Annotated in this window: 31 protein-coding genes; 14 read left to right on the top strand and 17 right to left on the bottom strand. The window is 74.0% G+C overall.

Annotation, left to right across the window (positions count from 1 at the left end; all coding sequences use genetic code 11):
* Positions 1-38 precede the first annotated feature (38 nt).
* From KIK08_RS10985 to KIK08_RS10950, 8 genes are all read right to left on the bottom strand, one after another.
* Complete coding sequence (locus KIK08_RS10985; protein ID WP_214402952.1) at positions 39-275, bottom strand: hypothetical protein; 237 nt, start codon at positions 273-275, stop codon at positions 39-41.
* A gap of 7 nt (positions 276-282) precedes the next feature.
* Entirely contained in the window at positions 283-567 is a 285-nt protein-coding gene (locus tag KIK08_RS10980) for a hypothetical protein (protein ID WP_214402951.1), read from the bottom strand.
* A 367-nt stretch (positions 568-934) separates the two neighbouring features.
* The gene (locus tag KIK08_RS10975; RefSeq protein ID WP_308257570.1) at positions 935-1393 is read right to left on the bottom strand and encodes an AtzH-like domain-containing protein; all 459 of its coding nucleotides are present in this window, start codon (positions 1391-1393) and stop codon (positions 935-937) included.
* Positions 1394-1395: 2 nt separating this feature from the next.
* Positions 1396-3036 (bottom strand): regulator, encoded by a 1641-nt coding sequence (locus tag KIK08_RS10970; RefSeq protein WP_308257569.1) that lies wholly within the window; start codon positions 3034-3036, stop codon positions 1396-1398.
* Complete coding sequence (locus KIK08_RS10965; RefSeq protein ID WP_214402949.1) at positions 3033-3752, bottom strand: cysteine hydrolase family protein; 720 nt, start codon at positions 3750-3752, stop codon at positions 3033-3035. The genes KIK08_RS10970 and KIK08_RS10965 overlap by 4 nt, the downstream gene beginning before the upstream one ends.
* Positions 3749-4474, bottom strand: a complete 726-nt coding sequence (gene biuH, locus KIK08_RS10960; RefSeq protein WP_214402971.1) for a biuret amidohydrolase — start codon at positions 4472-4474, stop codon at positions 3749-3751. The genes KIK08_RS10965 and biuH overlap by 4 nt, the downstream gene beginning before the upstream one ends.
* Positions 4475-4530: 56 nt before the next feature.
* The gene (atzF, locus tag KIK08_RS10955; protein WP_214402948.1) at positions 4531-5892 is read right to left on the bottom strand and encodes an allophanate hydrolase; all 1362 of its coding nucleotides are present in this window, start codon (positions 5890-5892) and stop codon (positions 4531-4533) included.
* Between the two features lie 474 nt (positions 5893-6366).
* A complete protein-coding gene (locus tag KIK08_RS10950; RefSeq protein ID WP_214402947.1) occupies positions 6367-7050 on the bottom strand; it encodes a GntR family transcriptional regulator in 684 nt (227 codons plus the stop codon).
* 231 nt (positions 7051-7281) lie between these two features.
* Between KIK08_RS10950 and KIK08_RS10945 the strand changes: the two genes are divergently transcribed.
* From KIK08_RS10945 to KIK08_RS10925, 5 genes are all read left to right on the top strand, one after another.
* On the top strand, positions 7282-7686 hold the full coding sequence (locus KIK08_RS10945; protein WP_214402946.1) for a DoxX family protein: 405 nt from the start codon (positions 7282-7284) through the stop codon (positions 7684-7686).
* 36 nt (positions 7687-7722) lie between these two features.
* Positions 7723-8256: a MarR family winged helix-turn-helix transcriptional regulator gene (locus KIK08_RS10940; RefSeq protein WP_214402945.1), complete on the top strand. Its 534-nt coding sequence runs from the start codon at positions 7723-7725 to the stop codon at positions 8254-8256.
* Positions 8257-8343: 87 nt separating this feature from the next.
* Positions 8344-9543: a homogentisate 1,2-dioxygenase gene (locus KIK08_RS10935; RefSeq protein ID WP_214402944.1), complete on the top strand. Its 1200-nt coding sequence runs from the start codon at positions 8344-8346 to the stop codon at positions 9541-9543.
* Complete coding sequence (locus KIK08_RS10930) at positions 9540-10073, top strand: gamma carbonic anhydrase family protein (RefSeq protein WP_408004663.1); 534 nt, start codon at positions 9540-9542, stop codon at positions 10071-10073. The genes KIK08_RS10935 and KIK08_RS10930 overlap by 4 nt, the downstream gene beginning before the upstream one ends.
* 70 nt (positions 10074-10143) lie before the next feature.
* A complete protein-coding gene (locus KIK08_RS10925; RefSeq protein ID WP_214402943.1) occupies positions 10144-10596 on the top strand; it encodes a hypothetical protein in 453 nt (150 codons plus the stop codon).
* Here the strand turns inward: KIK08_RS10925 and KIK08_RS10920 are convergent.
* Positions 10593-10805: a helix-turn-helix domain-containing protein gene (locus tag KIK08_RS10920; protein ID WP_308257568.1), complete on the bottom strand. Its 213-nt coding sequence runs from the start codon at positions 10803-10805 to the stop codon at positions 10593-10595. The two genes, KIK08_RS10925 and KIK08_RS10920, sit on opposite strands and share 4 nt — an antisense overlap.
* A 139-nt stretch (positions 10806-10944) precedes the next feature.
* Here KIK08_RS10920 and KIK08_RS10915 point away from each other — a divergent pair, with 139 nt between their 5' ends.
* Positions 10945-11274: a hypothetical protein gene (locus tag KIK08_RS10915; protein WP_214402942.1), complete on the top strand. Its 330-nt coding sequence runs from the start codon at positions 10945-10947 to the stop codon at positions 11272-11274.
* Between the two features lie 3 nt (positions 11275-11277).
* Here the strand turns inward: KIK08_RS10915 and KIK08_RS10910 are convergent, their stop codons facing one another.
* The gene (locus KIK08_RS10910; RefSeq protein ID WP_308257567.1) at positions 11278-11871 is read right to left on the bottom strand and encodes a TetR/AcrR family transcriptional regulator; all 594 of its coding nucleotides are present in this window, start codon (positions 11869-11871) and stop codon (positions 11278-11280) included.
* 41 nt (positions 11872-11912) lie between these two features.
* On the opposite strand from KIK08_RS10910, the gene KIK08_RS10905 reads away from it, so the two are divergent.
* Together KIK08_RS10905 and KIK08_RS10900 are read left to right on the top strand one after the other, a co-directional pair.
* Entirely contained in the window at positions 11913-12446 is a 534-nt protein-coding gene (locus KIK08_RS10905; protein ID WP_214402940.1) for a hypothetical protein, read from the top strand.
* A 189-nt stretch (positions 12447-12635) separates the two neighbouring features.
* Entirely contained in the window at positions 12636-12860 is a 225-nt protein-coding gene (locus KIK08_RS10900) for a hypothetical protein (protein ID WP_214402939.1), read from the top strand.
* On the opposite strand, the gene KIK08_RS10895 is transcribed toward KIK08_RS10900, so the two are convergent.
* A complete protein-coding gene (locus KIK08_RS10895) occupies positions 12836-13339 on the bottom strand; it encodes an Lrp/AsnC family transcriptional regulator (RefSeq protein ID WP_308257566.1) in 504 nt (167 codons plus the stop codon). The two genes, KIK08_RS10900 and KIK08_RS10895, sit on opposite strands and share 25 nt — an antisense overlap.
* A 161-nt stretch (positions 13340-13500) precedes the next feature.
* On the opposite strand from KIK08_RS10895, the gene hppD reads away from it, so the two are divergent.
* Both hppD and KIK08_RS10885 read left to right on the top strand, forming a co-directional pair.
* Complete coding sequence (gene hppD / locus KIK08_RS10890) at positions 13501-14706, top strand: 4-hydroxyphenylpyruvate dioxygenase (RefSeq protein ID WP_214402938.1); 1206 nt, start codon at positions 13501-13503, stop codon at positions 14704-14706.
* 172 nt (positions 14707-14878) lie between these two features.
* A complete protein-coding gene (locus tag KIK08_RS10885) occupies positions 14879-16054 on the top strand; it encodes an endonuclease/exonuclease/phosphatase family protein (RefSeq protein WP_214402937.1) in 1176 nt (391 codons plus the stop codon).
* Between the two features lie 63 nt (positions 16055-16117).
* Here KIK08_RS10885 and KIK08_RS10880 read toward each other — a convergent pair whose 3' ends face one another.
* On the bottom strand, positions 16118-16288 hold the full coding sequence (locus KIK08_RS10880; protein WP_214402936.1) for a DUF3040 domain-containing protein: 171 nt from the start codon (positions 16286-16288) through the stop codon (positions 16118-16120).
* 144 nt (positions 16289-16432) lie between these two features.
* On the opposite strand from KIK08_RS10880, the gene KIK08_RS10875 reads away from it, so the two are divergent.
* Entirely contained in the window at positions 16433-16927 is a 495-nt protein-coding gene (locus KIK08_RS10875; RefSeq protein ID WP_214402935.1) for a class I SAM-dependent methyltransferase, read from the top strand.
* Between the two features lie 3 nt (positions 16928-16930).
* Here the strand turns inward: KIK08_RS10875 and KIK08_RS10870 are convergent, their stop codons facing one another.
* On the bottom strand, positions 16931-18130 hold the full coding sequence (locus tag KIK08_RS10870) for a cytochrome P450 family protein (protein WP_214402934.1): 1200 nt from the start codon (positions 18128-18130) through the stop codon (positions 16931-16933).
* A gap of 68 nt (positions 18131-18198) precedes the next feature.
* On the opposite strand from KIK08_RS10870, the gene KIK08_RS10865 reads away from it, so the two are divergent.
* Together KIK08_RS10865 and KIK08_RS10860 are read left to right on the top strand one after the other, a co-directional pair.
* Entirely contained in the window at positions 18199-19260 is a 1062-nt protein-coding gene (locus tag KIK08_RS10865; RefSeq protein ID WP_214402933.1) for a TetR/AcrR family transcriptional regulator, read from the top strand.
* 177 nt (positions 19261-19437) lie between these two features.
* Entirely contained in the window at positions 19438-19995 is a 558-nt protein-coding gene (locus KIK08_RS10860; RefSeq protein ID WP_214402967.1) for an ATP-dependent Clp protease proteolytic subunit, read from the top strand.
* An 83-nt stretch (positions 19996-20078) separates the two neighbouring features.
* Here KIK08_RS10860 and KIK08_RS10855 read toward each other — a convergent pair whose 3' ends face one another.
* Genes KIK08_RS10855 through KIK08_RS10845 form a run of 3 tightly spaced genes read right to left on the bottom strand, consistent with a single transcriptional unit; the run spans position 20079 to position 23688 of the window.
* On the bottom strand, positions 20079-22178 hold the full coding sequence (locus KIK08_RS10855) for a xanthine dehydrogenase family protein molybdopterin-binding subunit (RefSeq protein WP_214402932.1): 2100 nt from the start codon (positions 22176-22178) through the stop codon (positions 20079-20081).
* Positions 22178-23176, bottom strand: a complete 999-nt coding sequence (locus KIK08_RS10850; RefSeq protein ID WP_214402931.1) for an FAD binding domain-containing protein — start codon at positions 23174-23176, stop codon at positions 22178-22180. Before KIK08_RS10850 ends, KIK08_RS10855 begins: the two co-directional genes overlap by 1 nt.
* Positions 23173-23688, bottom strand: coding sequence for a (2Fe-2S)-binding protein (locus KIK08_RS10845; RefSeq protein WP_214402930.1), 516 nt, complete (start codon positions 23686-23688; stop codon positions 23173-23175). Before KIK08_RS10845 ends, KIK08_RS10850 begins: the two co-directional genes overlap by 4 nt.
* Before the next feature lie 113 nt (positions 23689-23801).
* Between KIK08_RS10845 and KIK08_RS10840 the strand changes: the two genes are divergently transcribed.
* Positions 23802-24251 carry a ChaB family protein gene (locus tag KIK08_RS10840; RefSeq protein WP_250556748.1) on the top strand — a complete coding sequence of 150 codons (450 nt, stop codon included), beginning with the start codon at positions 23802-23804 and terminating at the stop codon, positions 24249-24251.
* A 3-nt stretch (positions 24252-24254) separates the two neighbouring features.
* Here KIK08_RS10840 and KIK08_RS10835 read toward each other — a convergent pair.
* Positions 24255-25145, bottom strand: an 891-nt coding sequence (locus KIK08_RS10835; protein ID WP_214402929.1) for an ATP-binding protein, incomplete at its 5' end; no start/stop codon positions are given.

Below are 25145 nucleotides of genomic sequence, written 5' to 3'. Positions count from 1 at the left end.
CGGGGCCCGAGATGTCACACAGCGTCGTCAAGCCCGACTCACCGGTGGCGGTCCCGGAAGGCACGGATCCGGTGGATGCTCTCGACGGTGTTCTCGGTGAGCTTCCCGCCGAGGTACACGCTGATCACGAATGGGACCACCAGCGGGCTCAGCACGAGCGCCCACGGGCCCGCCCTGAGCCACATCACGACGATCAGGCCGATCCCGATGGCGACCGCGACGAGCGCTTTCGCCGGATTGCGCTCGGCGGTGCGCGGATCCCTGTCCACCGTCATGTCCCCGTCACCCGATCACGTAGAAGAAGAACAGGAAGATCGGGATCACGTAGAGCAGGTCGTACATCCAGTAGGCGCGCCCGGACAGCGCGATGTAGGCGCCGTAGCCGATCAGCCCCACGCCGAGCGCCACCGCCCAGAACGGGCTGATGGACGGGGAGAAGTCCTTGGCGGCGATGAAGAAGGCGCCGCTGATGACCATGACGGCGGCGTCGACGTAGCGGCGCGCCTGGCCGAGCGCCGCGGTGATGCCGGGCCGGTCGGCGCCGGCTGTGCGTTGTGTCGAATCCACGATTCCTCCGCTTGTGCAGCACGATGACGGGGAGCGGAGGTGATCGACGCCCCTCCCGCGTCGATCACCGCCCACTGCGTTGCACCGCTCCGCACGGCGAATGGCGCCGTGGCGACTCCCTCCGGGTGGTCGGGGCCCTTGCGGAAGCCGGCCAGGAGCTGTGCAGGCAGTCCATCGGGACGCCCGCGGCATCGTTAGCCGACTCGAACCGCGTGGTCAGGGGTCCGTACAAGGCCGTACAAGGTCGATCAAGGAGATGTGCCGCCTCCGCAGGTCCCCCTTTCCGAGGCGTCCACAGCGGAATCATCGCGGTTGGGCTCGAGTGGCGGTTCTGCGCGGAATCCGCGGTGGATGTCGCTTCAGGCGCTCACGAACGCAGTTCGGACACGTGGGCGGCGACGATCCGCCACCCCCCGGCGAAGCGCACCCACGTCTGGCTCTGCCGGCCCTCGACGGCGCCGTCCGGGTAGCCGAACAGGGTGGTCACGACGGCCGTGCGGTCGTCGACGGCCAGGACGCGGGTGCCGGTGAGCGTGCGGCCCGGCGGCACCGAGGGGTGGGTGCGGCGCCATGCCGCGATCTGGGCGGCGCCCTGCTGGCGGTCGGCGACTCCGAACCGGACGCAGCGCTCGTCGTCCCAGAACAGCTCGGTGAGCACGGCGACGTCGCCGGCCGACAGGGCCCGTTCGTAGCGCTCGAACGCCGCGCGGACGGCGGCGACGGTCTCCGGCCGGTCCAGGACGGCGTCGCCATCGCTGTCGATGTCGGTGTCGATGTCGTTGGCGACGCCGTCCCGGGCCGGGCCGGAGCCCGTGTCGATCCCCACCGTCATGCGGTCGCCGGCCGGCCGTCGACGATCGGGGCGGCGACCGGCTCGGCGTCCTTCGCCGCCTCGGGAGCGGCGTCCGCCTCCTCGTCGGTCGCTGCCGCCTCGGTCGCGGTCGTGCCGCTCCGGGTGGCGAGTCCGAACAGCACCAGGACGATCGCGGCGAGCGCGTAGCCGAGCGCGATCTGCCCGCCGACGTTCCAGCCCACCTGCTCGGCGTGGATCAGCCCGATGAACCCGAGGACGGCGCCGGCGAAGGAGTAGATCGCGGCCGCGAAGAACTGCTTGTCCACGATGAACGCCACGATCGAGCCCAGCACCAGCCCGGCCAGGATCGCCCCGCCGCCGAGCAGCGCGGTGCCGTGGTAGACCAGCCCGGCGTTGGTCAGCGCGTCCTCGCCGACCTCGGCCGCGCTCGTCCCGGCCGCGGCCAGCGCGTTGTTCATCAGCCCGGTCGCCCAGGAGGCGATGTTCGGGATGAGCGCGATGACCACCGCGATGGCGTGCCGCTTCGGGGTCTCCTGGAACGCCTGGGCGCCGATCAGCAGGCCGATGTAGAGCAGGATCGGCACGATCGCCGGCAGCGGCAGCAGGGCCCCGAGCAGCGAGAACATCCCCAGGAAGCACAGCAGCGCGATGACCACGCCGGAGGCCAGCGAGTACGTCGTGCGCCCGCCTGCGGCCTTCCAGCCCGGGTGCCCGATGTAGACCGCGGGCGGGAACGGGCAGCCCAGCGCGGAGCCCACCACGGCGCCCGCGCCGTCGGCGGCCAGGATGGCCCGCATGTCGTACTCGTCGCCGGCCACGGCGGCGCTCTCGACGTTGGTCATGCCCTCGGTGAAGTTGTAGATCCCCAGCGGGATGGCCGTGGCCAGCAGCGGGGCCACGTCGGTCAGCCCGTCGACCAGCCGGCCGACGTCGAGCGTGGGCAGCGAGAGCGCGATGTCGCCGGCCGCCTCGACGACCGCGGGCGGGGACATGTAGCCGCCGATCCAGCCGATCGCCGTGCCGAGCAGCAGCGCGGCCAGGCCGACCGGGATGCCGCCGGGCAGCTTCAGGTCGGTGAAGAAGCCGATCAGGATGATCACCATGACCGGCAGCGCGATCCACAGCGCCTCGAACATCTGGGCCGCCGGGCGCATCGAGATGAACGCGATCGAGATGCCGGCCAGCGTGCCCAGCATCGCCGCCTGCGGCGTGTACTTGCGGATGTACGGGCCGACGAACGCGCCGATCAGCACGATGATCCCGATGATGAACGACCAGGCCAGCCCGGCCGCCCAGGCCGCCACCGGGTCGTCGGTCGCCAGGTAGATCGGCAGCATGATGACGAAGACGACGATGAACATGTGCGGCACGCTGGGGCCGTAGGGCATCGCGGTGACGTCCGTGCGGCCCTCCCGGCGGGCCAGCCTGCGCGCCAGGTAGGTGTAGTAGACGTTGCCGATCAGCAGCTGCACGCCCAGCGCCGGCAGGATCACCCCGAACACGTCGGCGCCGGGGATGTTCACCACGCCCAGGCACAGCCCGGACAGCACCAACACGTTGACCAGGGTGTTGAAGCCCAGGCCGAAGAACGCGTTGGTGTCGCCGGCCACCCACCAGGGCAGCTTCATCGTCGATGCGGTGCTCGGTGCGCTCACGGCGCCACCTCCTGGGGGACGGGCGCTGCGTCGGTCGGGACGGTGTCGTCGGCGCCGGTCAGCGCGGTGAGGAACGCCTGCGACGGCGCGACCCAGCCGAAGATCCCGCCCTGCGCGGCGATCATGGCCAGGCCGACCCGCTGGAACTCGGGGAAGTAGGAGCCGACGCAGTCCGACAGCACGAGGCACTCGTAGCCGCGGTCGTTGGCCTCCCGGACGGTGGTGTGCACGCACACCTCGGTCGTCACGCCGGTGACGACCAGGCTGGTGATGCCCCTGGCCGCCAGCTCGGCGCCGAAGGACGTGCCGTGGAACGAGCCCTTGCCCGGCTTGTCGATCACCAGCTCGCCCGGTGCGGGGGCCAGCTCGTCGATGATGTCGTGGCCGTACTCGCCGCGGACCAGGATCCGGCCCTTCGGTCCGGGCTCGCCGATGCGCAGGCTGGGCTCGCCGCGGTTGAGCTTGGCCGGTGGGCAGTCCGACAGGTCGGGCACGTGGCCCTCCCGGGTGTGGACGACGGTGAGGCCGACCGCTCGGGCGGTCTCCAGGACCTTCTTCAGCGGCGGGACCACGGCCTGCAGCCAGGAGACGTCGTTGCCGAGGGTCTCGCCGAAGCCGCCGGGCTCGACGAAGTCGCGCTGCATGTCGATGATCACCAGCGCGGTGCTCGCCGGGTCGAAGGTGAACGGGTACGGGTCGGCCGGGACTGTCCTCATGCGCTGGTCCCCTCGATGACGGCGGTGGACGTGGCGACCGCGCCGAAGACCCCGCCCTGCATGGTCACCATGTGCAGCGCGGCGTCGTGGTTGCCCGGGTCGGTGGCGCCGGTGCAGTCGGACAGGACCAGGCACTCGTAGCCGCGGTCGTTGGCCTCGCGCATGGTCGTGTGCACGCAGACGTCGGTGGTGATGCCGGTCAGCACGATGTGGGTGATGCCGTGCGTGCGCAGCACCAGGTCGAGGTTGGTGGCGTAGAACGCGCCCTTGCCGGGCTTGTCCACCAGCACCTCGCCCGGCACCGGAGCCACTTCGGGCACGATCTCCCAGCCCGGCTCGCCGCGGACCAGGATCCGCCCGGCCGGGCCGGCGCTGCCGATCTCGGCGCCGATCCGCTTCGACCGCCAGCGCTTGTTGGCCGGCAGGTCCGACAGGTCCGGCGCGTGGCCCTCGCGGGTGTGCACGACCAGCATCCCGATCTCCCGCGCGTGCGCCAGCATCGCGGCGGTGGCCGGCAGGCCGGCCCGGGTGAGCGCCAGGTCGTAGCCCATCCGGTCGACGTAGCCGCCCGGCCCGCAGAAGTCGACCTGCCAGTCGATGCAGATCAGCGCGGTCCGCGCGGCCTCGACCGAGCCGTCGTAGGGCCACGGGTAGGGGTCGGCGGCGACCGGCCCGATGCGGGCCGCGGTCCTGGCCCGCGCCGGGTGCAGGTCCGTCGTCATGCGGATGTGCCTCTCCGGCACCTTCGGTGCGGCCCCTGCGGGGAACGCTGACGCGCTCATGCAGCCTCCTCGATCAGCTCGTGCGCGGCGGACAGCAGGCGGCCCTCGGTGAACGCGGGGCCGAGCAGGGTGGCGCCGACCGGCCGCCCGTCCGCGGTGAACCCGGCGGGGACGGCGACGGCGGCGAGATCGAGCAGGTTCGCGAACTGGGTGAACCGGCCCAGCACGAGGTTGCGGGCCACCGGCTCCGCGGCCAGTTCGGCGCGGGTGAAGGTGGTCGGCACGGTCGGCAGCAGCAGGACGTCGCCGCGCTCCCACAGCCGCGCCGTCCAGGCCCGCAGCTCCTGCAGCCGGTGCCGGGCGCGGAACGCGTCGACGGCGTCGAAGCGGGCGCCGCCGTCGAGGATCGCGCGGACCACCGGCAGCACCGCATCGGGGCGGGCGTCGACGAAGTCGGCCAGCCCGGCCCGGCGCTCGGCGACCCACGGCCCGCCGTAGAGCAGGTCGCCGGCCTCCAGTAGCGGGCCCGGCTCGACGTGTCCCACGGCCGTCGCCCGGTCGGCGGCGGTGCGCGCGACGGCGTCGAACGCCGCCGCGTACGCCGTGTCGCCCTCGTGGTCGAGCGCGCCCGGCGCCGCCAGCAGCAGCCGCAGCCCATCGGTGGGCGGTGGGGGAGCGCCCGTGCGCGACCACGGATCGGCCGGGTCCGGGGCGGCGAGCACGTCGAGCACGGCCGCCGCGTCGTCGAGCCGGGTGGTGAACACCGAGACGCAGTCCAGCGACCGGCACGCCGGCACGACGCCGGCCGTGCTCACCAGCCCGCGGGTCGGCTTGAGGCCGACGATCCCGTTCATCGCCGCCGGCACCCGCCCCGAGCCCGCGGTGTCGGTGCCCAGCGAGAACGACACGGTGCCGGCGGCCACCGCCACCGCGCTCCCCGAGCTCGACCCGCCGGAGACCAGGTCGCCGCCGAACACGCTCTCCGGCGCCCCGTACGGCGAGCGCCCCCCGTTCAGCCCGGTCGCGAACTGGTCGAGGTTCGTCTTGCCGACCGGGATGGCCCCGGCCTCCCGCAGCCGCCGCACGCTCGTCGCGTCGGCCATCGGGTCATAGCCGAACGCCGGGCAGGCCGCGGTGGTCGGCAGGCCCGCGACGTCGATGTTGTCCTTCACGGCGAACGGCACGCCGTAGAGCGGCGGGCGCGGCCCGCCACCCCACCGACCCTCCACGGCCGCCGCCTCGGCGCGCAGCGCGGCGGCGTCGAACCGGGAGATCCAGACGGCGTCCGCGCCGCGGGCGGCGATCCGCTCCAGCACGGCCTCCACGACGGCCGCCGGGCGCAGCCCGGCCGCGTAGGCGTCGCGGAGGCCGGCGAGGTCGAGCCGGTCGGGGACCCGATCGGTCAGCGAGGAACGCATTCTGTCGATTGTCGACCGTTTGGTGTCGGGCGATGTCCCCTCCGGTTACAGCCCTGTGACCGCCGGGCGGAGGGGCGGGAGCGTCTCCGCAGGGGCGGTCTGGTCTTCGCAGGTGCTGTGGACCCTGCGAAGACCATGGGAACTCTGCGAAGAGGCCGACGGGTGTGCGTGGTCGCCCGCCCCGATTGAGGTGATCATGTGATCGGGGCTCCCAGACCCGGTGGTGTGCTCGCAGCCCGGCGGCGGGCTGCGACGACCCGGCCAGCGCTGCGACACCCACCCGGTGCTGCGAGGACACCCCACGCCGCGCTGCGAGGACGCCCCCGCTCCCCTCGCCGGCCCCGCCTGGGCCGCGAAGCGGCCGCTCCACCCCGCGGAAGCCCTGCAGATCCGAGTTCGCCTCCGCGTAGGAGCTGCCGGAGGCCGCTCAACAACCCGCCGAAGGAGCCGCCGGGGCAGCGCGATGGGGTCGGGTCAGTGGGCGTCGAGCTCGGGGGCCAGGTAGGTGCGGGCGCCGTGGGCGTCGAGCTCGGCCAGGACCGCGGCCAGGTCGCCGGAGGCGACGGCGTCGTAGAGGCGGCGGTGGCGGGCGGGGCCGGACTCGGGGGGTACGTGGTCGGCCTCGCGGCGCATGTTGGTGGCCATGTAGAGCTGCAGCTTGAGGATCACCGGCTCGTAGACCTCGAACAGGTGCCGGTGCCCGGCCAGGGCCACCAGGCCGGTGTGGAAGGCGCGGTGGGCGGCGTCGCGGGCGAGGGGGTCGCCGGCGTGGACCGCGGCGTCCATCGCGGCGACGGCGTCGGCGAGGGCGACGAGGCCGGCCGGGTCCGGGGTGCGTCCGCCGCCGAGCGCGCACTCCAGCGCGAAGCGCTCCAGCACGTCGCGCAGGCTGAACAGCTCCTCGATGTCGCGGGGCGACAGCTCGGCGACACGCACCCCGCGCCGCGGCAGGTGCTCGACGAGCCCCTGCTGGCCGAGCAGGCGCAGCGCCTCGCGCAGCGGGGCCCGGCTGGTGCCGAAGCGGGTGCGCAGCTGCTCCTCGACCAGGCGCTCGCCGGGGGCCAGCGCCCCGCTGAGGATCTCGGTGCGCAGCCGGCGGACGGCGAGCTCGACCAGGCTCGTCGCCTCGAGCGCGGTGGGGCCGACCTCCGCGGTCACCGCGACCTCCTTCGCCGGGCGGGGGACCGAGCCGGTCCCCGCATCCCGCCTACCCTCTCAGATCCCCCGCCCCGGTTCAGGAAAGCCACGATGCTGCCCTCTGCGGGCAGCATCGTGGCTTTCCTGAACTCGGAGGAAGCGGAGCCGGGTGTGTCCGGGCGGGGGCGCCGGCTCCGACGTCCCGGGTGGGCGCGCCGGACGGCGGCCCGCGCCGAGCCCGGAGGTCCCGCCATGATCGCAGTCCCCGCCACCCGTTCCACACCGCGCTGGGCGCACGTCGCGACCTGGGTGCTGCAGGTCGGGCTCGCCGCGATGTACCTGATGAGCGCGGTGCCGAAGTTCCTCGCCGACCCGGCGGCGGTCGCCGGGTTCGCCGCGATCGGCGTCGACCCGACCGGGATGGTCGTGATCGGCGTGCTGGAGGTGCTCGGCGCGGTCGGGCTGCTGGTCGGACGGCTGTGCGGGGTCGCGGCGGTGGCGCTGGCCGCGCTGATGGTGGGGGCGGTGCTGTTCACCGTGGCCGGGCCGGACCCGGCGGGCGCGGTGCTGCCGGCGGTGCTGCTGGTGCTCGACGCGCTGGTGGCGTGGGTGCGCCGCGACCGGACAGTCGAGCTGCTCCGCGCGATGCGAAGGTGATTCACACGTGTACTACTCAGGGCTAGTATCGGGCCGGTGAGCGTCAGCGAGCCGGCCGACCTGGACTTCTGGTCGTTCGTTGCGCTGGCCAACGAGCGCCTCGCCGGGGAGTACGGCTTCCGCCACCAGTTGGCCACCGAGGTCCTGCTCACCCTCAACCGGGCCTCCGACCTGGTCACCTACGACCTGGAGGCCGCGGTGCACCGGCCGCGGGGGCGGTCGTGGTCGGCGTTCCGGCTGCTGTTCGTGGTGTGGTTGGCCGGGCCGCTGGAGCCCAGCGGCGCGGCCCGGCTGACCGGGATGAGTCGGGCCGCGGTCTCCAACCTGGCCAAGGGCCTGGTCGCGGAGGGCCTGCTGGCCCGCACCCCCGACGAGCGCGACGGCCGCTCGGTGCGGCTGTCGCTGACCGGGGCCGGGCACGCCGAGATGGTCGACGTCTTCCGCGAGCACAACGAGCGCGAGGCCGGCTGGACCGCCGTGCTCACCGAGGCCGAGCAGCGCATCCTGGTGATGCTGCTGGACAAGCTGATCATCGGGCACCGCGAGTTCGAGGCCCGCAACCGCCGCTGAGGGGGTTTCGTGCCCGCCGGGCGGCGACTACCCTGGGCGGAAACTAGTTCAGATATTGACTAGTTCGACGCTCCCGAGGAGGCGAGCATGGCGTACTACCGCAGCGTGGGCAGCATCCCGCCCAAGCGCCACACCCAGCACCGCACGCCCGAGGGCGGTCTGTTCTACGAGGAGCTGATGGGCGAGGAGGGCTTCTCCTCGGACTCGTCGCTGCTCTACCACCGCGGCGTGCCCTCGGCGCTGGTCGACGCCACCGTGTGGGAGCTGCCCGACCAGCGGACCACCGAGAACCGCCCGCTGCTGCCCCGCCACCTCAAGCTGCACAGCCTGTTCCCGGGGGAGGAGTGGAAGCGCGCCGACGTCGTCACCGGGCGCCGGCTGGTGCTGGGCAACGCCGACGTGCGCATCTCCTACGTCGCCGCCGGCGAGTCGTCGCCGCTGTACCGCAACGCGCTGGGCGACGAGTGCGTCTACGTCGAGTCCGGCGAGGCCACCGTGGAGACGATCTTCGGGGCGCTCATCGCGCGCCAGGGCGACTACGTCCTGCTGCCCCGCTCGACGACCCACCGCTGGGTCCCGACCGGCACCGAGCCGCTGCGGGCGTACGTGATCGAGGCGAACTCCCACATCGCCCCGCCCAAGCGCTACCTCTCCCGCTACGGGCAGCTGCTGGAGCACTCGCCCTACTGCGAGCGCGACCTGCACGGCCCCGGCGAGCCGCTGCTCGTCGACGGCACCGACGTGGAGGTGCTGGTCAAGCACCGGGGTTCGCGCGGCGTCACCGGCACCCGCTACGTCTACCCGACGCACCCGTTCGACGTCGTCGGCTGGGACGGCTGCCTCTACCCGTACACGTTCAACGTGTCGGACTTCGAGCCGATCACCGGCCGGGTGCACCAGCCGCCGCCGGTGCACCAGGTGTTCGAGGGCAACAACTTCGTGATCTGCAACTTCGTGCCCCGCAAGGTCGACTACCACCCGCTGTCGATCCCGGTGCCCTACTACCACGCCAACGTCGACTCCGACGAGGTCATGTTCTACTGCGGCGGCAACTACGAGGCCCGCAAGGGCTCGGGCATCGGCCAGGGCTCGATCAGCCTGCACCCGGGCGGGCACAGCCACGGCCCGCAGCCCGCGGCCGTCGAGCGCTCGATCGGCGCGGAGTCCTTCGACGAGCTCGCCGTCATGGTCGACACGTTCCGCCCGCTGGAGCTGGGCGAGGGCGGCACCGCATCGGAGGACCCGGCCTACGCGTGGACCTGGTCGGGCCGGGGGCCGCAGCGGTGACGGCCGTCGCGCCCTACACGGCGATCCCGATCGGCGACGCCGCGCCCCGGGTGCACGCCGAGGCCTGGGTCGCGCCGACGGTCGTGCTGGCCGGCCGGGTGACGGTCGCCGAGCGGGCCAGCGTCTGGTACGCCAGCGTGCTGCGCGCCGACATGGACTCGATCACCGTCGGTCCGGGCAGCAACGTCCAGGACGGCAGCGTCCTGCACGCCGACCCGGGCTTCCCGCTGACCATCGGCTCCGGGGTGAGCGTGGGGCACCGGGCGGTGCTGCACGGCTGCACCGTCGGCGACGACGTGCTGGTCGGGATGGGCGCCGTGGTGCTCAACGGGGCCCGCATCGGCGCCGGCTCGCTGATCGCGGCCGGCGCGGTGGTCCTGGAGGGCACCGAGGTGCCGCCGGGCTCGCTGGTGGCCGGCGTGCCAGGCAAGGTGCGCCGGGAGCTGACCGAGCAGGAGCGGGAGTCGATCCTGCTCAACGCCGAGGCCTACCGCCACCTCGCCGCGACGCACTCGGCCGCCACCGGCTGACCCCACCGTCGAGAACGAACTTGTCGTGATCAACAGGGCTATTCGATCACGACAAGTTCGTTCTCGACGGGTGCCGGACTCGCGCGGCACGGTCACCCTCCTCGCAGGGCTGAGGACCCGCTCCGCGGGCAACCGCGCCGCACGAGCGCGGCTTTCGTCCAACCTGGTCGCACGAGGGTGGCTCTCGTCCAACTCGGCGGCGTCCGCCGGCCACGCCGGCGGTCCGACCAGCGACAACCCCGACGCCCCTCCCTACGGGGTCCGGTTCCGGCTGGCCGCCGCGTTCGACGAGACGCCGTTCTCCGAGGGAGAGCGGGTGATCCTGCGGGCGCTGAAGACCCACGGGATGCTGCTGTCCGACGGCGGCGAGATCGCCCTGACCTTCGCCGACGACGCTCACACGACGGCGAAGTGGGCCGACCTCGGCGTCGACGCCCGGTCCTTCGCCGGGATCACCCCGGCCGACGTCGAGGTCGTCGACCTCGGCCCGGAGATCGAGGCGACCTACGACTGCGTGCGCTAGTCGCGGGGCTTGCCGCGCAGCTGGTCCTTGAGGTCGTCGAGGTCCCAGCGCATCTGCCCGCCCGGCAGCCGGATCGTCGGGATGACAGTGCCTTCGCGGACGTAGCGCTGGAGGGTCTTGTAGTTGATACCGATCGCCTCTGCCGCCTCACGCGTCGTGAGCAGTCCCGGAGAGCGCGGCATTCGATCACAGTACGTCTTCTCGTACACCGCGCTACCTGCACGAACACCGGAACTCACCAGCATGGTTTGATGCGGACTTCCGCTCCTCACAAGAGACTGCTGCGCACTCATGTCTGATTTGAGCTACGCTCGCGCGGGCTGCTCTGTAACTGAGGGGGTACGGCGCGTGACCGAGGACGGCGAACCGAACATCGAGCACCCGGTGGATGGGGCAGGTGAGGACCCCGCGCGGCAGCTCATCTCGTCGGCGTCCACGCACGCCGTGCGCTACCTCGACTTCGTCGCGGAGTTGGCGGTGCAGGTGGAGGTCTGGACCCGGATGAGGCAGACCCACGTCCCGACCCCGGAGGGCTTCTGCTCCGCACGGATCTGCGCGAAGGGCGGCACCGGGATCGCGTTCATGCCCTGGCCGTGCGTCACCCGGCGGCTCGCCGACTGGGCCGCCCGGGTGCACGGCCGCGGCGTCGAGGTTCCCGGCGCCCGCGTGCGCACCTGAACCTCAGACGCCGAGCAGGCCCCGGGTGGCGCGTTCGGCCAGGTCGGCGTCGTGCGGTTCCTGTCCGGACAGCGAGATGCCGATCGCCTCGATCGTGCCGAGGTAGGCGATGGCGAGCACGTCCGCGGGTGGCCCGGGCGGGATCGTGCCGTCGGCGCGGCCGGCCTCGACCAGGGCCGTGCAGTCGGCCGTGAGGCGGGCGATGACGTCGGCCAGCGCCCGGCCGACCGGGTGGTCCTGCGCGGCGAACTCGACCCGCAGGGTCATCATCACCCGTCCCACGTCGCGCCGGCAGTAGACGGCGTGCCCGCGGGCGATCGCGACCAGCGCGGCCACGGGGTCGGGGGCCTCCCGGCCCGCCCGGCCGACCTCGGCGTACCAGGTCTCGTCGACCCAGCCCACCACGGCCAGCGCCAGCTCCTCCTTGCCGGCGAACTGGTGGTAGAGCGCGCCGCGCGAGTAGCCGGCCGCCGCGGCCACCCGCTCCAGCGCCAGGTTCGCGTACCCGAACCGGGAGAGCCCGCGCGCGGCCGCCTCCAGAAGCGCCGCCCGGCTCCGCGCGCGCCGATCGGCCTGGGTGGATCTGGCGCCGGTCACCGCTCTGGCCCACATACAGACATGTCTGTATGTTACCTGGTATGACCGTCCACCAGCAGCAACCCGTCCCCGACACCGTCCGCGACCTCGGCGCGCTGGGTGAACCCGACTACGTCGACCTGTTCACGCTCACCGCCGACGACGTCGGGCGATGGCCGCCCGAGCGGTGGGCCCGGGTGATGATCGAGGACATCGCCGGCCGGGGCGGGCAGTTCATCTTCCGGGTGCTGCTGGGCATGCGGCTGGCCTCGCGCCATTCGTTCAACCACATCGCCGGTTGGCGGGTCGCCGCGAGCGACGACGAGCACGTGCGGCTGGAGGCGACGTCCTGGTTCCTGCGGTCGCGGATGGTCGTCCGCGTCGCCGACGGCCAGGTCTCGCTGGCGACCTTCATGCGCTACGACCGCCACCTCGCCGCCGCCGTCTGGACGCCGCTGTCGGCCCTGCACCGCACCCTGGCCCCCGGCCTGCTCCGCGACGCCCACAAGGCGCTGCGCGGCCTCCTCGCGCTAGCCGCCGTCACGTCGCAGGGTCTGCCTACCCGGCGCAGAGTTCCGGGGGTCTGCGCCGGGTAGGCGGACTCTGCGACGTCGCGGTGGCGCCGGTCAGTGCCCGCTCGCCCCCAACGTGGGCTGGGTGCAGGTCGTCGCGTTCCTGCTGTCCGGGGCGCTGGTGGTGGTGTTCGGTGCCCGACGCGCGCTGGGGAGCCCGCACGACGCGGCCGGTCTCGCGGTGTTCGTCGGCCTCACGGCCACCGCGATCGTGTGGGCGCGGCGCTTGCGGCGGCCTGGTCGCTCGGGTGCGCGGTCGCGGTCGCCGGGCTGTGGGTCCTGGGCGGGGTGCTGGCCGGGCTCGACTACGCCGGGGTCTGGTCGCCTGCGCCGGCCGGGCCGGCCGAGCGCGCGTCGATCACGGTGGGGATGCTGTGGCCGGTCAGCCCGGCCCTGTCCGTGGGGGAGCGGGTTCAGTCCCCGGTCGCGTCCCGGTAGGCGGGCGAACGGCGCGGTGCCGCGCGCGGGGCGCGTTCCAGCAGCGGCAGCGCCCGCGGCGCGACCACGGTGGACAGCACGATCACGCTGGTCGAGCGGGCCACGGTGGGGGAGCGGTTGAGCGCGATGAGCGTCTGCTGCAGGTCCTCGTGCGAGGCCGCGGCCAGCCGGCACAGCACGTCCGACGAGCCGGTGGTCGCGTAGGCCTCGATGACGGCCGGCAGCGCGGCCAGTTCCTCGGCGACGTCGGTCAGCGCGCCCTGGGCGATCTCCAGGCTGACGAACGCCTGCACCGGGAACCCCGCCGCCGACAGGTCGACGTCCGGTCCGTAGCCGGTGACGACCCCGGAGGACTCCAGCCGGTCGAGCCGGGCCTGCACGGTGCCCCGGGCCACGCCGAGCGTGCGGGCCAGCTCCAGCACCGCGATCCGCGGGTTGTCGCGCAGCGCGCGCAGCAGGTCGACGTCGAGGGCGTCCACGGGTTCCTCTCCTCGGCTGGTCAGATTGCCCAGCAGATGCTCTCTCGGAAGGGGCAATCCGGTCAGTTCTACCAGCCCGGAAGGGGTCGGTTGCGCAGGTCGGCGGGCTGCGGTGTCCTGGAACGGTCGGGAGATCGTCGAGCCACCGGGGAGGCCGGACAATGACCGTGGACCAGACCCTCACCAGCCAGGAGAAGCTGGCCGAACTCGACCTCGACCAGCTGCGCCAGCTGGTCGGCCTCGTCGAGTACGACCCCGACGGCGACCCGTTCCCGGTGACCGGCTGGGACGCCGTCGTCTGGGTGGTCGGCAACGCCACCCAGGCCGCGCTGTACTACCAGCTGGTCTGGGGGATGGAGCTGGTCGCGTACTCCGGCCCGGAGACCGGCAACCGCGACCACCACGCCTACGTGCTGCGCTCCGGGGCCATCCGGTTCGTGCTGCGCGGCGGCGTCGACCCGGACAGCCCCCTGCACGACCACCACCGCCGCCACGGCGACGGCATCGTCGACATCGCGCTGGAGGTGCCCGACGTCGACCGCTGCATCGCGCACGCCCGCGCGCAGGGGGCGACGGTCGTCGAGGAGCCCCACGACATCACCGACGAGCACGGCACCGTGCGGACGGCCGCCATCGCCGCCTACGGCGAGACCCGCCACACCCTGGTCGACCGCTCCGGCTACACCGGCCCCTACCTGCCCGGCTTCGTCGCCCGCGGCTCGACGGTCGTCCGCCCGGCCGACGCGCCGAAGCGGCTGTTCCAGGCCCTCGACCACGTCGTGGGCAACGTGGAGCTGGGCCGCATGGACGAGTGGGTGGACTTCTACAACCGGGTCATGGGCTTCACGAACATGGCCGAGTTCGTCGGCGACGACATCGCCACCGAGTACTCCGCGCTCATGAGCAAGGTCGTGGCCAGCGGAAACCACCGGGTGAAGTTCCCGCTGAACGAGCCGGCGGTGGGCAAGAAGCGCTCGCAGATCGACGAGTACCTCGACTTCTACCGCGGCCCCGGCGCCCAGCACCTGGCCCTGGCCACCAACGACATCCTGCGCACGGTCGACGAGCTGCGGGCCAGGGGCGTGGAGTTCCTGTCCACCCCGGACTCGTACTACACCGACCCACAGCTGCGCGCCCGCATCGGCGAGGTCCGGGTGCCGATCGAGGAGCTGCGGGCGCGCGGCATCCTGGTCGACCGCGACGAGGACGGCTACCTGCTGCAGATCTTCACCAAGCCGATCGGCGACCGGCCCACCGTGTTCTTCGAGCTGATCGAGCGGCACGGCTCGCTGGGCTTCGGCAAGGGCAACTTCCAGGCGTTGTTCGAGGCCATCGAGCGCGAGCAGGCCCGGCGCGGCAACTTCTAGCCGCTGCAGCCCGGGACCACCCCCCACCGGTCCCGGTTCCGGCCCGTGCGGGACGTGCCCCCGGCGTCCCGCACGGGCCTCACTCCATCGGTCGCTCTGCGCCACGCGGACGTATCGGTTCCTCCCTCCCGCTCTCCTAGGCTGCGGCGGCCCGGCCGGAGGAGGACCCGCGATGAGACTGGCGACCTACAACGTCGAGAACCTGTTCGCCAGGGCGAAGGCGATGGACACCGCCGACCGCGCGGCCGGGCGGCCGGTGCTGAAGGCGTTCGACCGGTTCACCCGGGTCTCGGCGAAGGCGGAGTACACCGCGGCCGACCGCGCCGCGATGATCGACGCGCTGGTCGTGCTCGGGGTCCTGCGCCGGACCGAGGCCGGGGTCCGGCGCAACCGCGACCTCGACACGGCGTGGGCGTGGCTACGGGAGAACCGCGGCGACTTCCTGGTGGCCCCCGACAACGGCGAGCCGCGCATCGAGGCCGGCGGGCGCGGCGACTGGATCGGCTGGGTCGAGCTCATCGACGAGCCGGTCGACGAGACCGCGATCCGGATGACCGCCCGGGTCGTCGACGACGTCGCCGCCGACGTGCTGTGCGTCGTGGAGGCCGAGGATCGCCCGTCGCTGGTGCGGTTCAACGACGAGCTCCTGCACGGGCGCTACGGCAGGGCCATGCTCATCGACGGCAACGACCCCCGGGGCATCGACGTCGGGCTGCTCTGCACCGCCGCCATCGACATCGCGTGGATGCGCAGCCACGTCGACCTGCCCGACCCCGCGCCCGCCGCGCCGGCGGGCAAGCGGCTGTTCAGCCGTGACTGCCCGGTCTTCGCGCTGGCCCTGCCCGGCGGCGAGACCCTGCACGTGCTGCTCAACCACCTCAAGAGCCAGTCGTTCTCCAGCGGGAACCCCGACCCGCTGCGCGGGCGGCAGAGCGCGGCGGTGCGCGCCATCTACGACCGCCTGCGCGCCGACGGTGCCGGCCATGTGGCGGTGCTGGGCGACTTCAACAAGGGCCCCGACCGCGACGACCCGACCCGGCACCCCACGCTGGAGCCGCTGTTCGGCCAGGGCTCCGACCTCGTCGACGCCTACGACCTGTCGGGCTTCGACGTCGGTCCGCGCCCGGGCAGCTTCCAGTCCTGCTCGATCACCAACCGGCTGGACTACCTCCTGCTGTCCCCGGAGTTGGCGGCCCGGGCCACCGGCGGTGGTGTCTGGCGCCGCGGTCTGTGGGGCGACCCCGGCAACGTCCGGCCCCCGGCGCGATGGGAGGTCTACCCGGAGATCACCGCGGCGAAGCACGCCGCCTCCGACCACGCCGCGGTCTGGGTCGACCTCGACATCTAGGACATCTAGGGACATCTAGGACATCTAGCGTCGCGAGGGGGAGGCGCGGTGCTCGGACGGGCGTCAGCCGAAGCGGCGCCGCAGCCAGCGGGTCCAGTAGCCGTCGGCCGAACGGGCCCGCAGGCGGTTGGCGAGTTCCGGGTCGTCGAGGGCGAGCTGCTCCACGATCGACTCGAACAGGCGCCGCTCCCGCTCGGTGAGCGCGACCGGGTCGTGCGGGTGGGACGGGATCATGGCAGTCCTCCCTGTCGGGGTCGGCGTCTAGCGTGGCCACCGGATCCGGGCGGGTCGCCGTCCCGGGACGGGTCCGGGTGTGCACAACGACGCGGGATCGGGGGGCCTGCAGTGGGTTCGAGCCGACAGCCGGTTCCGGATCGGGTGCGCTGGGCGGTCGCCCTGCTCGACCCGGCGCCGGGGCAGCGCATCCTGGAGATCGGGTCGGGGCCCGGGGTGGCCGCGGCGCTGGTGTGCGAGCGCCTGGGCGACGGGCGCCTGCTCGCCGTCGACCGGTCGGCGGTGGCGACGCGGCGGGCCGCCGAGCGCAACGCCGAGCACGTGGCCGCGGGCCGGCTGGAGGTGCGGCAGGCGGCTCTGCGCGAGCTGGAGCTGCCCACCGGTGAGCTCGACGCCGCCTTCGCCATCGACGTCAACCTGTTCTGGACCGGGTCCGCGGCCACCGAGCTGGGGATGCTCGCCGCCGCGCTGCGCCCGGGCGGGGCGCTGCACGTCTGCTACGGCGCGGGCGGGCCGCAGCCGGCCGAGCGGATCACCGCGCCGATCGCGACGGCGCTGCGCGCGCACGGGTTCGTCGACGTCGCCGTCCGCGACGAGCCCGGCGGCCTCGCCGTCTCGGCGAGGGCGCCGGGCGGCTGAGCCTCAGAGCCGCACGGGCAGCGCCGCCAGCCGCCACGTGGCCGGGTCGGGGACGTAGGCCACCTCCGTGGCCGGCACGGCCAGGGCGAGTCCGGGGGAGCGCTCCAGCAGCGCGCCGATCGCCACCTCGGCCTGCGTCCGGGCCAGGCCGGCGCCCAGGCAGAAGTGCGGGCCGTGGGCGAAGCCGAGGTGCCCGGCGCGGCCGGGGCGACGGGTGATGTCGAGGGTCTCGGGGTCGTCGAACGCGCGGGGGTCGCGGTTGGCGGCCACGATCGAGACCAGCACCGGCTCGCCCACCGCGATCGGCACGCCGTCGATCTCGGCGTCCTCGCGGGCGTAGCGCGGGAAGCTCACCAGCTGCGGCCCGCACCAGCGCATCAGCTCCTCCACCGCACCCGGCATCAGCCCGGGGTCCGCGCGCAGGGCGGCCAGCTGGTCGGGGTGGGCGAGCAGCTGCGCGATGCCGTTGGCGACCAGGTGGGTCGGGGTCTGCCCGGCCAGCACGACCTGCCAGACCAGGGCGACGATCTCGACGTCGGTGAGCCGGTCGCCGTCCTCGGCGCGGGCCCGCACCAGCTCGGAGAGCAGGTCGTCGCCGGGCTCGGCGCGCCGGTGGGCGAGCGCGGCCTTCGCGTCGGCCACGAACCCCGGGATGATCTCGCCGAGCCGCCCGCCCTGCCCGGTCGCGAACACCTCGCCGTAGGAGTGCCAGCGGGGCCGGTCGGCCTCCGGGATGCCGACGAGCTCGCAGATCACCGCCATCGGCAGCGGGCGGGCCAGCGCCGTCACCAGGTCGACCGGGTCCGGGCCGGCGGCCTGGTCGAGCAGCCCGTCGACGATGCGCCGGACCCGCGGGCGGGCCCGCTCGGCGCTGCGGGCGCCGAACGACGGGGCGACGAGGCGGCGCAGCCGGCTGTGCTCGGCGCCGTCCATCTCCTGGAGGCTGCGCATGTAGGGCTCCAGCTCGGGGTCGATGCCGGGGCGCTGGTACTGGATCCCGCTGAGCTCGAACCGGGGATCGGTCAGCAGGGCCCTGGCCTGCTCGTGGCGCAGCACGGCGTGCATCGGCATGCCGGGGATCAGCAGCCGGGCCACGGTCGACCGCTCCCGCGCCCGCCCGTGCACGCCGGGCGGGTCGGTGAGGGTGGCCGGGTCGGTGAAGTCGATCTCGGGAAGGGTCACGGGTGCCTCCGATGTTCTCATCAGATGTTCACATCATCTGAATGGTGAAGGTATCTTGGCGGTCGACGGCAGGCAACGGCGGGAGAGCGATGAGCCGGCTCAGCAGGGCCCAGGCCCAGGAGCGCAACCGGGCCAGGGTGATCGCCGCGGCCCGGGCGGAGTTCGCCGCGCGCGGCTTCCGCGACGCCAAGATCGACGCGATCGCGGAGCGCGCCGAGCTGACCCGGGGCGCGGTCTACTCGAACTTCCCCGGGAAGCGGGCGCTCTACCTCACCGTCCTCGCCGAGGACGCCGAGCGCCCCGCCGACCTGCCCGACCTGGACGCGGGCCGCACGGTGCGCTCGGCGCTGGCCGCCTTCGCCACCGCGTGGCTGGCCGACCTGCCGCTGGCGGTCGAGCAGCGCGGCGGGCCGGCGCCCCTGGGCTCCGACCTGCTGCCGGAGGTGCTCGCCGACGCCGCGGTCCGCATCCCGTTCGCCCAGCTGACCAGGCTGCAGGCGGTGGTGCTCGGGCTGGCGCTGGAGCGGCTGCGCCCCGCGCCGGCCCGGCGGCTGGTGCGGGTGGCCGAGTCCGCGCTGACCACGCTGCACGGCGCGAGCGTGCTGTCGGCCGCGGCGCCGGGCTTCGTGGAGCCCTTCGACGTCGTGGCCGGCTGCGAACGGCTGGCCGACGTCGACCTGCGCGACACGTGGGACCCGCCGCACCTGCCGTACGTGCCGAAGGCCCGCCCGGTCGACGAGTCGTGGCAGCCGCCTGCCGTGCTGGACTCGCTGACCGGTGAGCCCGTGCGGCTCACCGGCGACGGCGTCGTCACGGTGCTGGGGACGCACCGCCTCGCCGCGGTGGAGGAGGCGGTGCGCGCCGCGCCCACTGCGGACGTGACGGCGGTGCTGGTCAGCGGCCAGCCCGCCGAGCTGCTGCCGCTGGCCCGGCTCGTCGTCGCCGACCTGCGCCGCTGCCTGCGCGCCGCGGTGCCGGAGGGGGCGTGGCCGCGGCTGCGGCTCGTGCTCGACGCGTCCGGCGAGGTCGCCGCGGCCACCGGCGCGACCGCGGTCGGCGACGCGACGGAGACCGCGGTGCGCGTCGAGGACGGTCGGGTCGTGGCCCGCGCCGACGGCCACGGCGCCGGCTACGCCGCCGCCATCGGCTGAGCGGCTTCGCTCCCGGCGAACATTCCGCCCAGGACGAAAGCGGCAGGTCGCGGGGGGTGCGGGCGGACAGACTGCAGCCGGGCGCCGCGGTGGCGCCCGCTGCGAAAGGAAGTCGCGATGCCCGTGCGCGTCACCCCCGACCGGTCCGTCCCCCGAGCGGCGGCCCCCGCGCCCGTGATGTCGTGGGGCGATTCGATCTACGACCGGCTGCTGGCCCAACGGATCGTCGTGCTCGGGAAGGAGGTCGACGACGAGATCGCCAACCGCATCTGCGCGCAGTTGCTGCTGCTCGCGGCCGAGGACCCGACGGCCGACATCTCGTTCCACATCAACTCGCCGGGCGGCTCGGTCAGCGCCGGGCTGGCCGTGCTGGACACGATGGACTTCGTCGAGTGCGACATCGCCACCTACGCCGTCGGGATGGCCGCGTCCATGGGGCAGTTCCTGCTCTCGGCGGGCACCCCCGGCAAGCGCTACGCGCTGCCGCGGGCCTCGATCCTCATGCACCAGCCCTCGTCCGGGGTCGGCGGCAGCGAGTCCGACATCGTCATCCAGGCGCAGCGGCTCAAGCGGCTCAAGCGCGAGATGGCCGAGTTGACCGCCCAGCACACGGGGCAGCCGGTGGAGCGCATCGAGGCCGACTTCGACCGCGACCGCTGGTTCTCCGCGACCGAGGCCCGCGACTACGGCCTCGTCGACCACGTGATCACCCGGATCGCCGACGTCCCCAGCTGACCCCGTCGAGAACGAAGTTGTCGTGATTTGGACCGGTCCAAATTCACGACAACTTCGTTCTCGACGGTCGGGGGCCGGCCCGATCAGCCGGTGAGGCCCAGCACCCGGTCGAGGGTGAGCGGCAGGTCGCGCACCCGCACGCCGGTGGCGTGCCAGGCCGCGTTGACCACCGCGGCCGCGGTGCCGACGATGCCGATCTCGCCGATGCCCTTGGCGCCCATCGGGTTGACGTGCGGGTCCCGCTCGTCGATCCAGTGCGCCTGCAGGTCGGCGACGTCGGCGCAGCTCGCGATGTGGTACTCGGCCAGGTCGTGGTTGACGACGTGGCCGAACCGCGGGTCGACGAGGCTCTGCTCGTGCAGGGCCATCGACAGCCCCATCGTCATGCCGCCCACCAGCTGCGACCGCGCGGTGCGGGGGTTGAGGATGCGCCCGGCGGCGAACACCCCGTACAGCCGCGGCACCCGCACCTCCCCGGTGTCGGCGTGCACCGCGACCTCGGCGAACTGCGCGCCGAAGGCCGACATCGCGTACCGCTCCGTGGCCTCGTTGGGCTGGATCGAGCCCTCGGCCTCGGCGTCGTCGGGCGGTTGCGCCCCGAACTTGTCGCGGAACGCGCCGGCCGCCTCGACGATCGCCGATCCCCAGGTCGCGGTGCCCGACGAGCCGCCGGCCACGGACGCCTCGGGGTGGGCGGTGTCGCCGATCAGCACGTCGACGTCGCCGACCGCGACCCCCAGCGCGTCCGCCGCGATCTGCGGGAGCACGGTCGAGGAGCCGGTGCCCAGGTCGGCGGCACCGATCGTCACGGTGTAGCGGCCGCCGGCGAAGCGCACCCGCGCGGTGGACGAGGCCATCGCCATCGTCGGGTAGACCGACGAGGCCACCCCGGTGCCGACGAGCCAGTCGCCGTGGCGGCGGATCCCCGGGCGGGGATCGCGGTCGGCCCAGCCGAAGCGGCGCGCGCCCTCGCGCAGGCAGGCCACCAGGTTGCGGCTGGAGAACGGCTTGCCGGTCTCCGTGTCGACCTCGGGCTCGTTGCGGATCCGCAGCTCGACGGGGTCCATGCCGAGCCGCTCGGCCAGCTCGTCGAGGGCGACCTCCGGGCCGAACATCCCCGGGCACTCGCCGGGGGCGCGCATCCAGGACGGCACCGGCACGTCCAGCGCGGCGAGCCGGTGGGTGGTGCGCCGGTTCGGCGCGGCGTACATGGTGCGGGTCGGCACGCCGGTCTGCTCGGCGAACTCCTTGATCCGGGAGGTCTGCTCGACGACGTCGATCGCGATCGCGGTCAGCCGCCCGTCGCGCTCGGCGGCGAGCTGCATCCGCTGCACGGTCGGGGTGCGGTAGCCGGCCAGCGCGAACATCTGCTGGCGGGTGAGCGCCAGGCGCACCGGGCGGCCGGGCACCGCCCGCGCGGCGAGGGCCGCGAGCACGACGTTGACGTGCGGGGTGCCCTTGGACCCGAAGCCGCCGCCGACGTAGGGGCACACGACCCGCACCTGGTGGGGGTCCAGCCCGAACACCGTCGCGACGGTCTTCCGGGTCGGGTGCACGCCCTGCGTGGAGTCCCACAGCGTCAGGTGGCCGCCCCCGGACGTATCCCACCGGGCCGTCGTGGCGTGCGGTTCCATCGGGTTGTTGTGGTACATCGCCGTCGTGTAGGTGCGCTCCACCGTCACCGGCGCGGTCGCCATCGCCGCGGCGACGTCGCCCTCGTGCGTGTCGGTCGGGTAGCCGGGGTTGACCGACTCCGGCGTGTACAGGTCGTCGCGGTCGGGGCTGAGCCGCACGTCGTGGCCGTCGTCGCGGTAGGTCACCGCGACGAGGTCGGCCGCTTCGCGGGCCACCTCGAACGTCTCGGCCAGCACGGCGGCCACGACCTGCCCGCGGAACGCCACGTCGGCGGACTGGAGCACGGCCAGCTCGGCGTCCTCGGTGTCGGCCAGGCGCTCGGCGCCGTCGGGGGTGAGCACCGCGACGACGCCGTCGAGCGCCGCGGCGACGTCGGCGTCGATCCCGGTCACCGCGCCGCGGCCGATGGTGGCCTGCACGATGGCGCAGTAGAGCGGGGCGACGACGGGCGTCTCGTCGGCGTAGGTGGCCAGCCCGCGGACCTTGTCGGGGCCGTCTCGGCGGGCCAGGTCGCGGCCCATCTCGCGGGGCTGCACGGGGGGGGCCATCAGGCCTCCTCGGTGGCGAGGTCGCGCAGGGTGGCGACCAGCGTGCGGGTGAGCAGCGGGATCTTGAAGGCGTTCCCGCCGTCGACGCCGGGCTGCGCGACGGCGTCGGCCAGCTCGGCCTCGGCGGCGGCGCGGTAGCTGTCGTCGGTGGTGGTCGCGCCGCGCAGGGCGTCCTCGGCCCGGTGCGCCCGCCACGGCTTGTGCGCGACCCCGCCGAGTGCGATCCGCGCGTCGCGCACCACGCCGCCGGCGACGTCGACGGCCGCGGCCACCGAGACCAGCGCGAACGCGTAGGACGCGCGGTCGCGCACCTTGCGGTAGGCCGAGCGGGCCGCCATCGGCAGGGCGGGCAGGTCGATCGCGGTGATCAGCTCGCCGTGCTCGAGCACGGTGTCGCGCTCGGGCGCGTCGCCGGGCAGCCGGTGCAGGTCGACGAAGGGGATCGTGCGGTCTCCGCCGGGGCCGAGAACGCGTACCCGCGCGTCGAGCGCGGCCAGCGCGACCGCCATGTCCGAGGGGTGCGTGGCGATGCAGGCGTCGGAGGCGCCCAGGATGGCGTGCTGGCGGGTGACCCCGCCGATCGCCGAGCAGCCCGAGCCCGGCTCGCGCTTGTTGCACGGCGTGCTGACGTCCTGGAAGTAGGCGCAGCGGGTGCGCTGCAGCGGGTTGCCGCCGGTGGTGGCCATGTTGCGCAGCTGCCCCGACGCGCCGGCCAGCAGGGCCTGGGCCAGCACCGGGTAGCGCCGGCGCACCCGCGGGTCGGCGGCCAGGTCGGCGTTGCGCACGCCGGCGCCGATGCTCAGCCCGCCGCCCTGCTCGGTGATCTCGACCGGCACCAGCGAGGTGACGTCGACCAGCAGACCGGGGCGGGCGACGCCGAGCTTGAGGTGGTCGACCAGGTTGGTGCCCCCGGCCAGGAACGCCGCGTCGGGGCGCTCGGCGACCGCGGCGACGGCCTCGGCCGCGTCCGCCGGGGCGCGGTAGTCCAGCGGCCTCACCGCGCGCCACCGTCCCGGCCGGCGGCCTGCACGGCGTCCACGATCCGGGCGTAGGCGCCGCAGCGGCACAGGTTCCCGCTCATCCGCTCGGCGATCTCGGCCCGGTCGAGCTCCGGCTCGGCGGCGACGTCGGTCGTGACGGCGCTCGGCCAGCCGCGCGCCGCCTCGTCCAGCGCCCCGACCGCCGAGCACACCTGCCCGGGCGTGCAGAAGCCGCACTGGAACGCGTCGTGGTCGAGGAACGCCCGCTGCACCGGGTGCGGCCCTTCGGCGGCCAGGCCGTCGGCCGTGGTCACCTCGGCGCCGTCCTGGGCGACGGCCAGGGTGAGGCAGCTCAGCACCCGGCGCCCGTCGAGCAGCACCGTGCACGCCCCGCACTGGCCGTGGTCGCAGCCCTTCTTGGGGCTGGCCACGGCCAACCGCTGGCGCAGCGCGTCGAGCAGGGTCGTGCGGGTGTCCACGCTGACCCGCCGTCGCCGCCCGTCGACGGTCAGCTCGATCTCGGCATCCATGGTCGGGGACGTTCCCCGCGCGCCCGCAGTCAACCCCCGCAGCCGACCGTGGTGTGGCCAGGGCGGCGGCCGGGTACGCCCGCGGCACAGCTTCCGACGACGGGAGAGCGGCCATGGCGCGGACGAAGAAGCAGGAGACCGAGCGGATGCGCGAGGACGTCCCGTCCACGATCGCGCGCTCGGACGACAAGGCGGTGCGGACCTATAAGAAGACGCTGGAGTCGGCCGAGGAGAGCTACCCCGACGACCCCGAGCGCGCCCACCGCGCCGCCTTCTCCTCGCTCAAGCACACCCACGAGAAGGTCGGCGACCACTGGGAGCCCAAGGAGGAGTACGGCCCCTCCGACGACCAGGCCGCCACCCCGGCCCCGCGGAACCGCCGCTCGACCAAGGACACCGCCGAGGGCGTGAACGCCCGGGCCAGCAAGGCGCACCTGGTGGAGGTGGCCGAGGAGGTCGGGGTCACGTCGGCGGCCAAGCACACCAAGGCCGAGCTGGTCGAAGAGATCCGCAAGGCCAACGCGCGCGAGACCGCGAAGGCGCGCGAGCGCGAGAAGGGGTAGCGGTCAGACCCCGTCGACCAGCAGGTGGCCGAGCCCGGCCACGGTGAGCACGCCGTGCGCCACCGACCCGACCGGCGCCCGCACCCGCAGCGGCGGGTCGGTGAACCGGCCCAGCTCGTAGAGCAGCCGCACGCCCGACCCGGCGATGCCGGTCGTACCGGTCAGGTCGAGGACGACGGCGCGGGTGCCCCCGCCCGACGAGTGCAGCAGGGCCGAGCGCAGCTCGTCGACCACCGGCAGGTCCAGCGGGCCGTGCACCCGCACGACCGGCGGCCCGCCGGGTGGCTCCTGCACCTCGAACGCCGCGGACACGGCCGGGCGCAGCCCGGCCCGCGAGCCCGCCGGGTGCGCGACCGTCGGGTGGCAGAGCGCGAACGTCGCCTCGACCCTGGTGCCGTCGTCCCCGGTGGCGACCCGCATCGTCTCGCTCAGCTCCCGGGCCACGGCCAGGCCGTAGCCCGGGCGCGGCCGCTCGGCGGCCCACGTGCCGCGGTCGGTGACCGTCACCAGCAGGCCCGACTGGCCGTCGACGACGGCGCCGACCGCCACCCGCCCCGGCCGGTCGGGCGGGTAGGCGTGCTCGACGGCGTTGCTCACGAGCTCGGAGACCACCAGCGGCACGGCGGTGACCGTCTCCGCGGTCGCGCCCAGCTCCTCCAGCCAGCCGGTGAGAGCCGCCCGCAGCGGGGCGAGCTCGGTGGCCACCGCGGGCACCTCGACGTGGAAGTCGCCGGTCCACACGACCGGCCGGCTGACGGCCAGCAGGGTCAGCCCGGGCGCGGCGTCCGTGCCGCCGAGCCGGTCCAGGAGCCGGGCCGCGAACACGTCCACGGCGGCCGGCGAATCGGCCGGGTCGTTCGCCGAGCGCGCGCCCGGCCCGGTCGCCGGCGGCCA

Source organism: Pseudonocardia lacus (genome assembly GCF_018531445.1).
Classification (GTDB): Bacteria; Actinomycetota; Actinomycetes; order Mycobacteriales; family Pseudonocardiaceae; genus Pseudonocardia; species Pseudonocardia lacus.
Note: the sequence above shows the minus strand (reverse complement) of the source record. Positions and strands in the feature narration are given on the sequence as shown.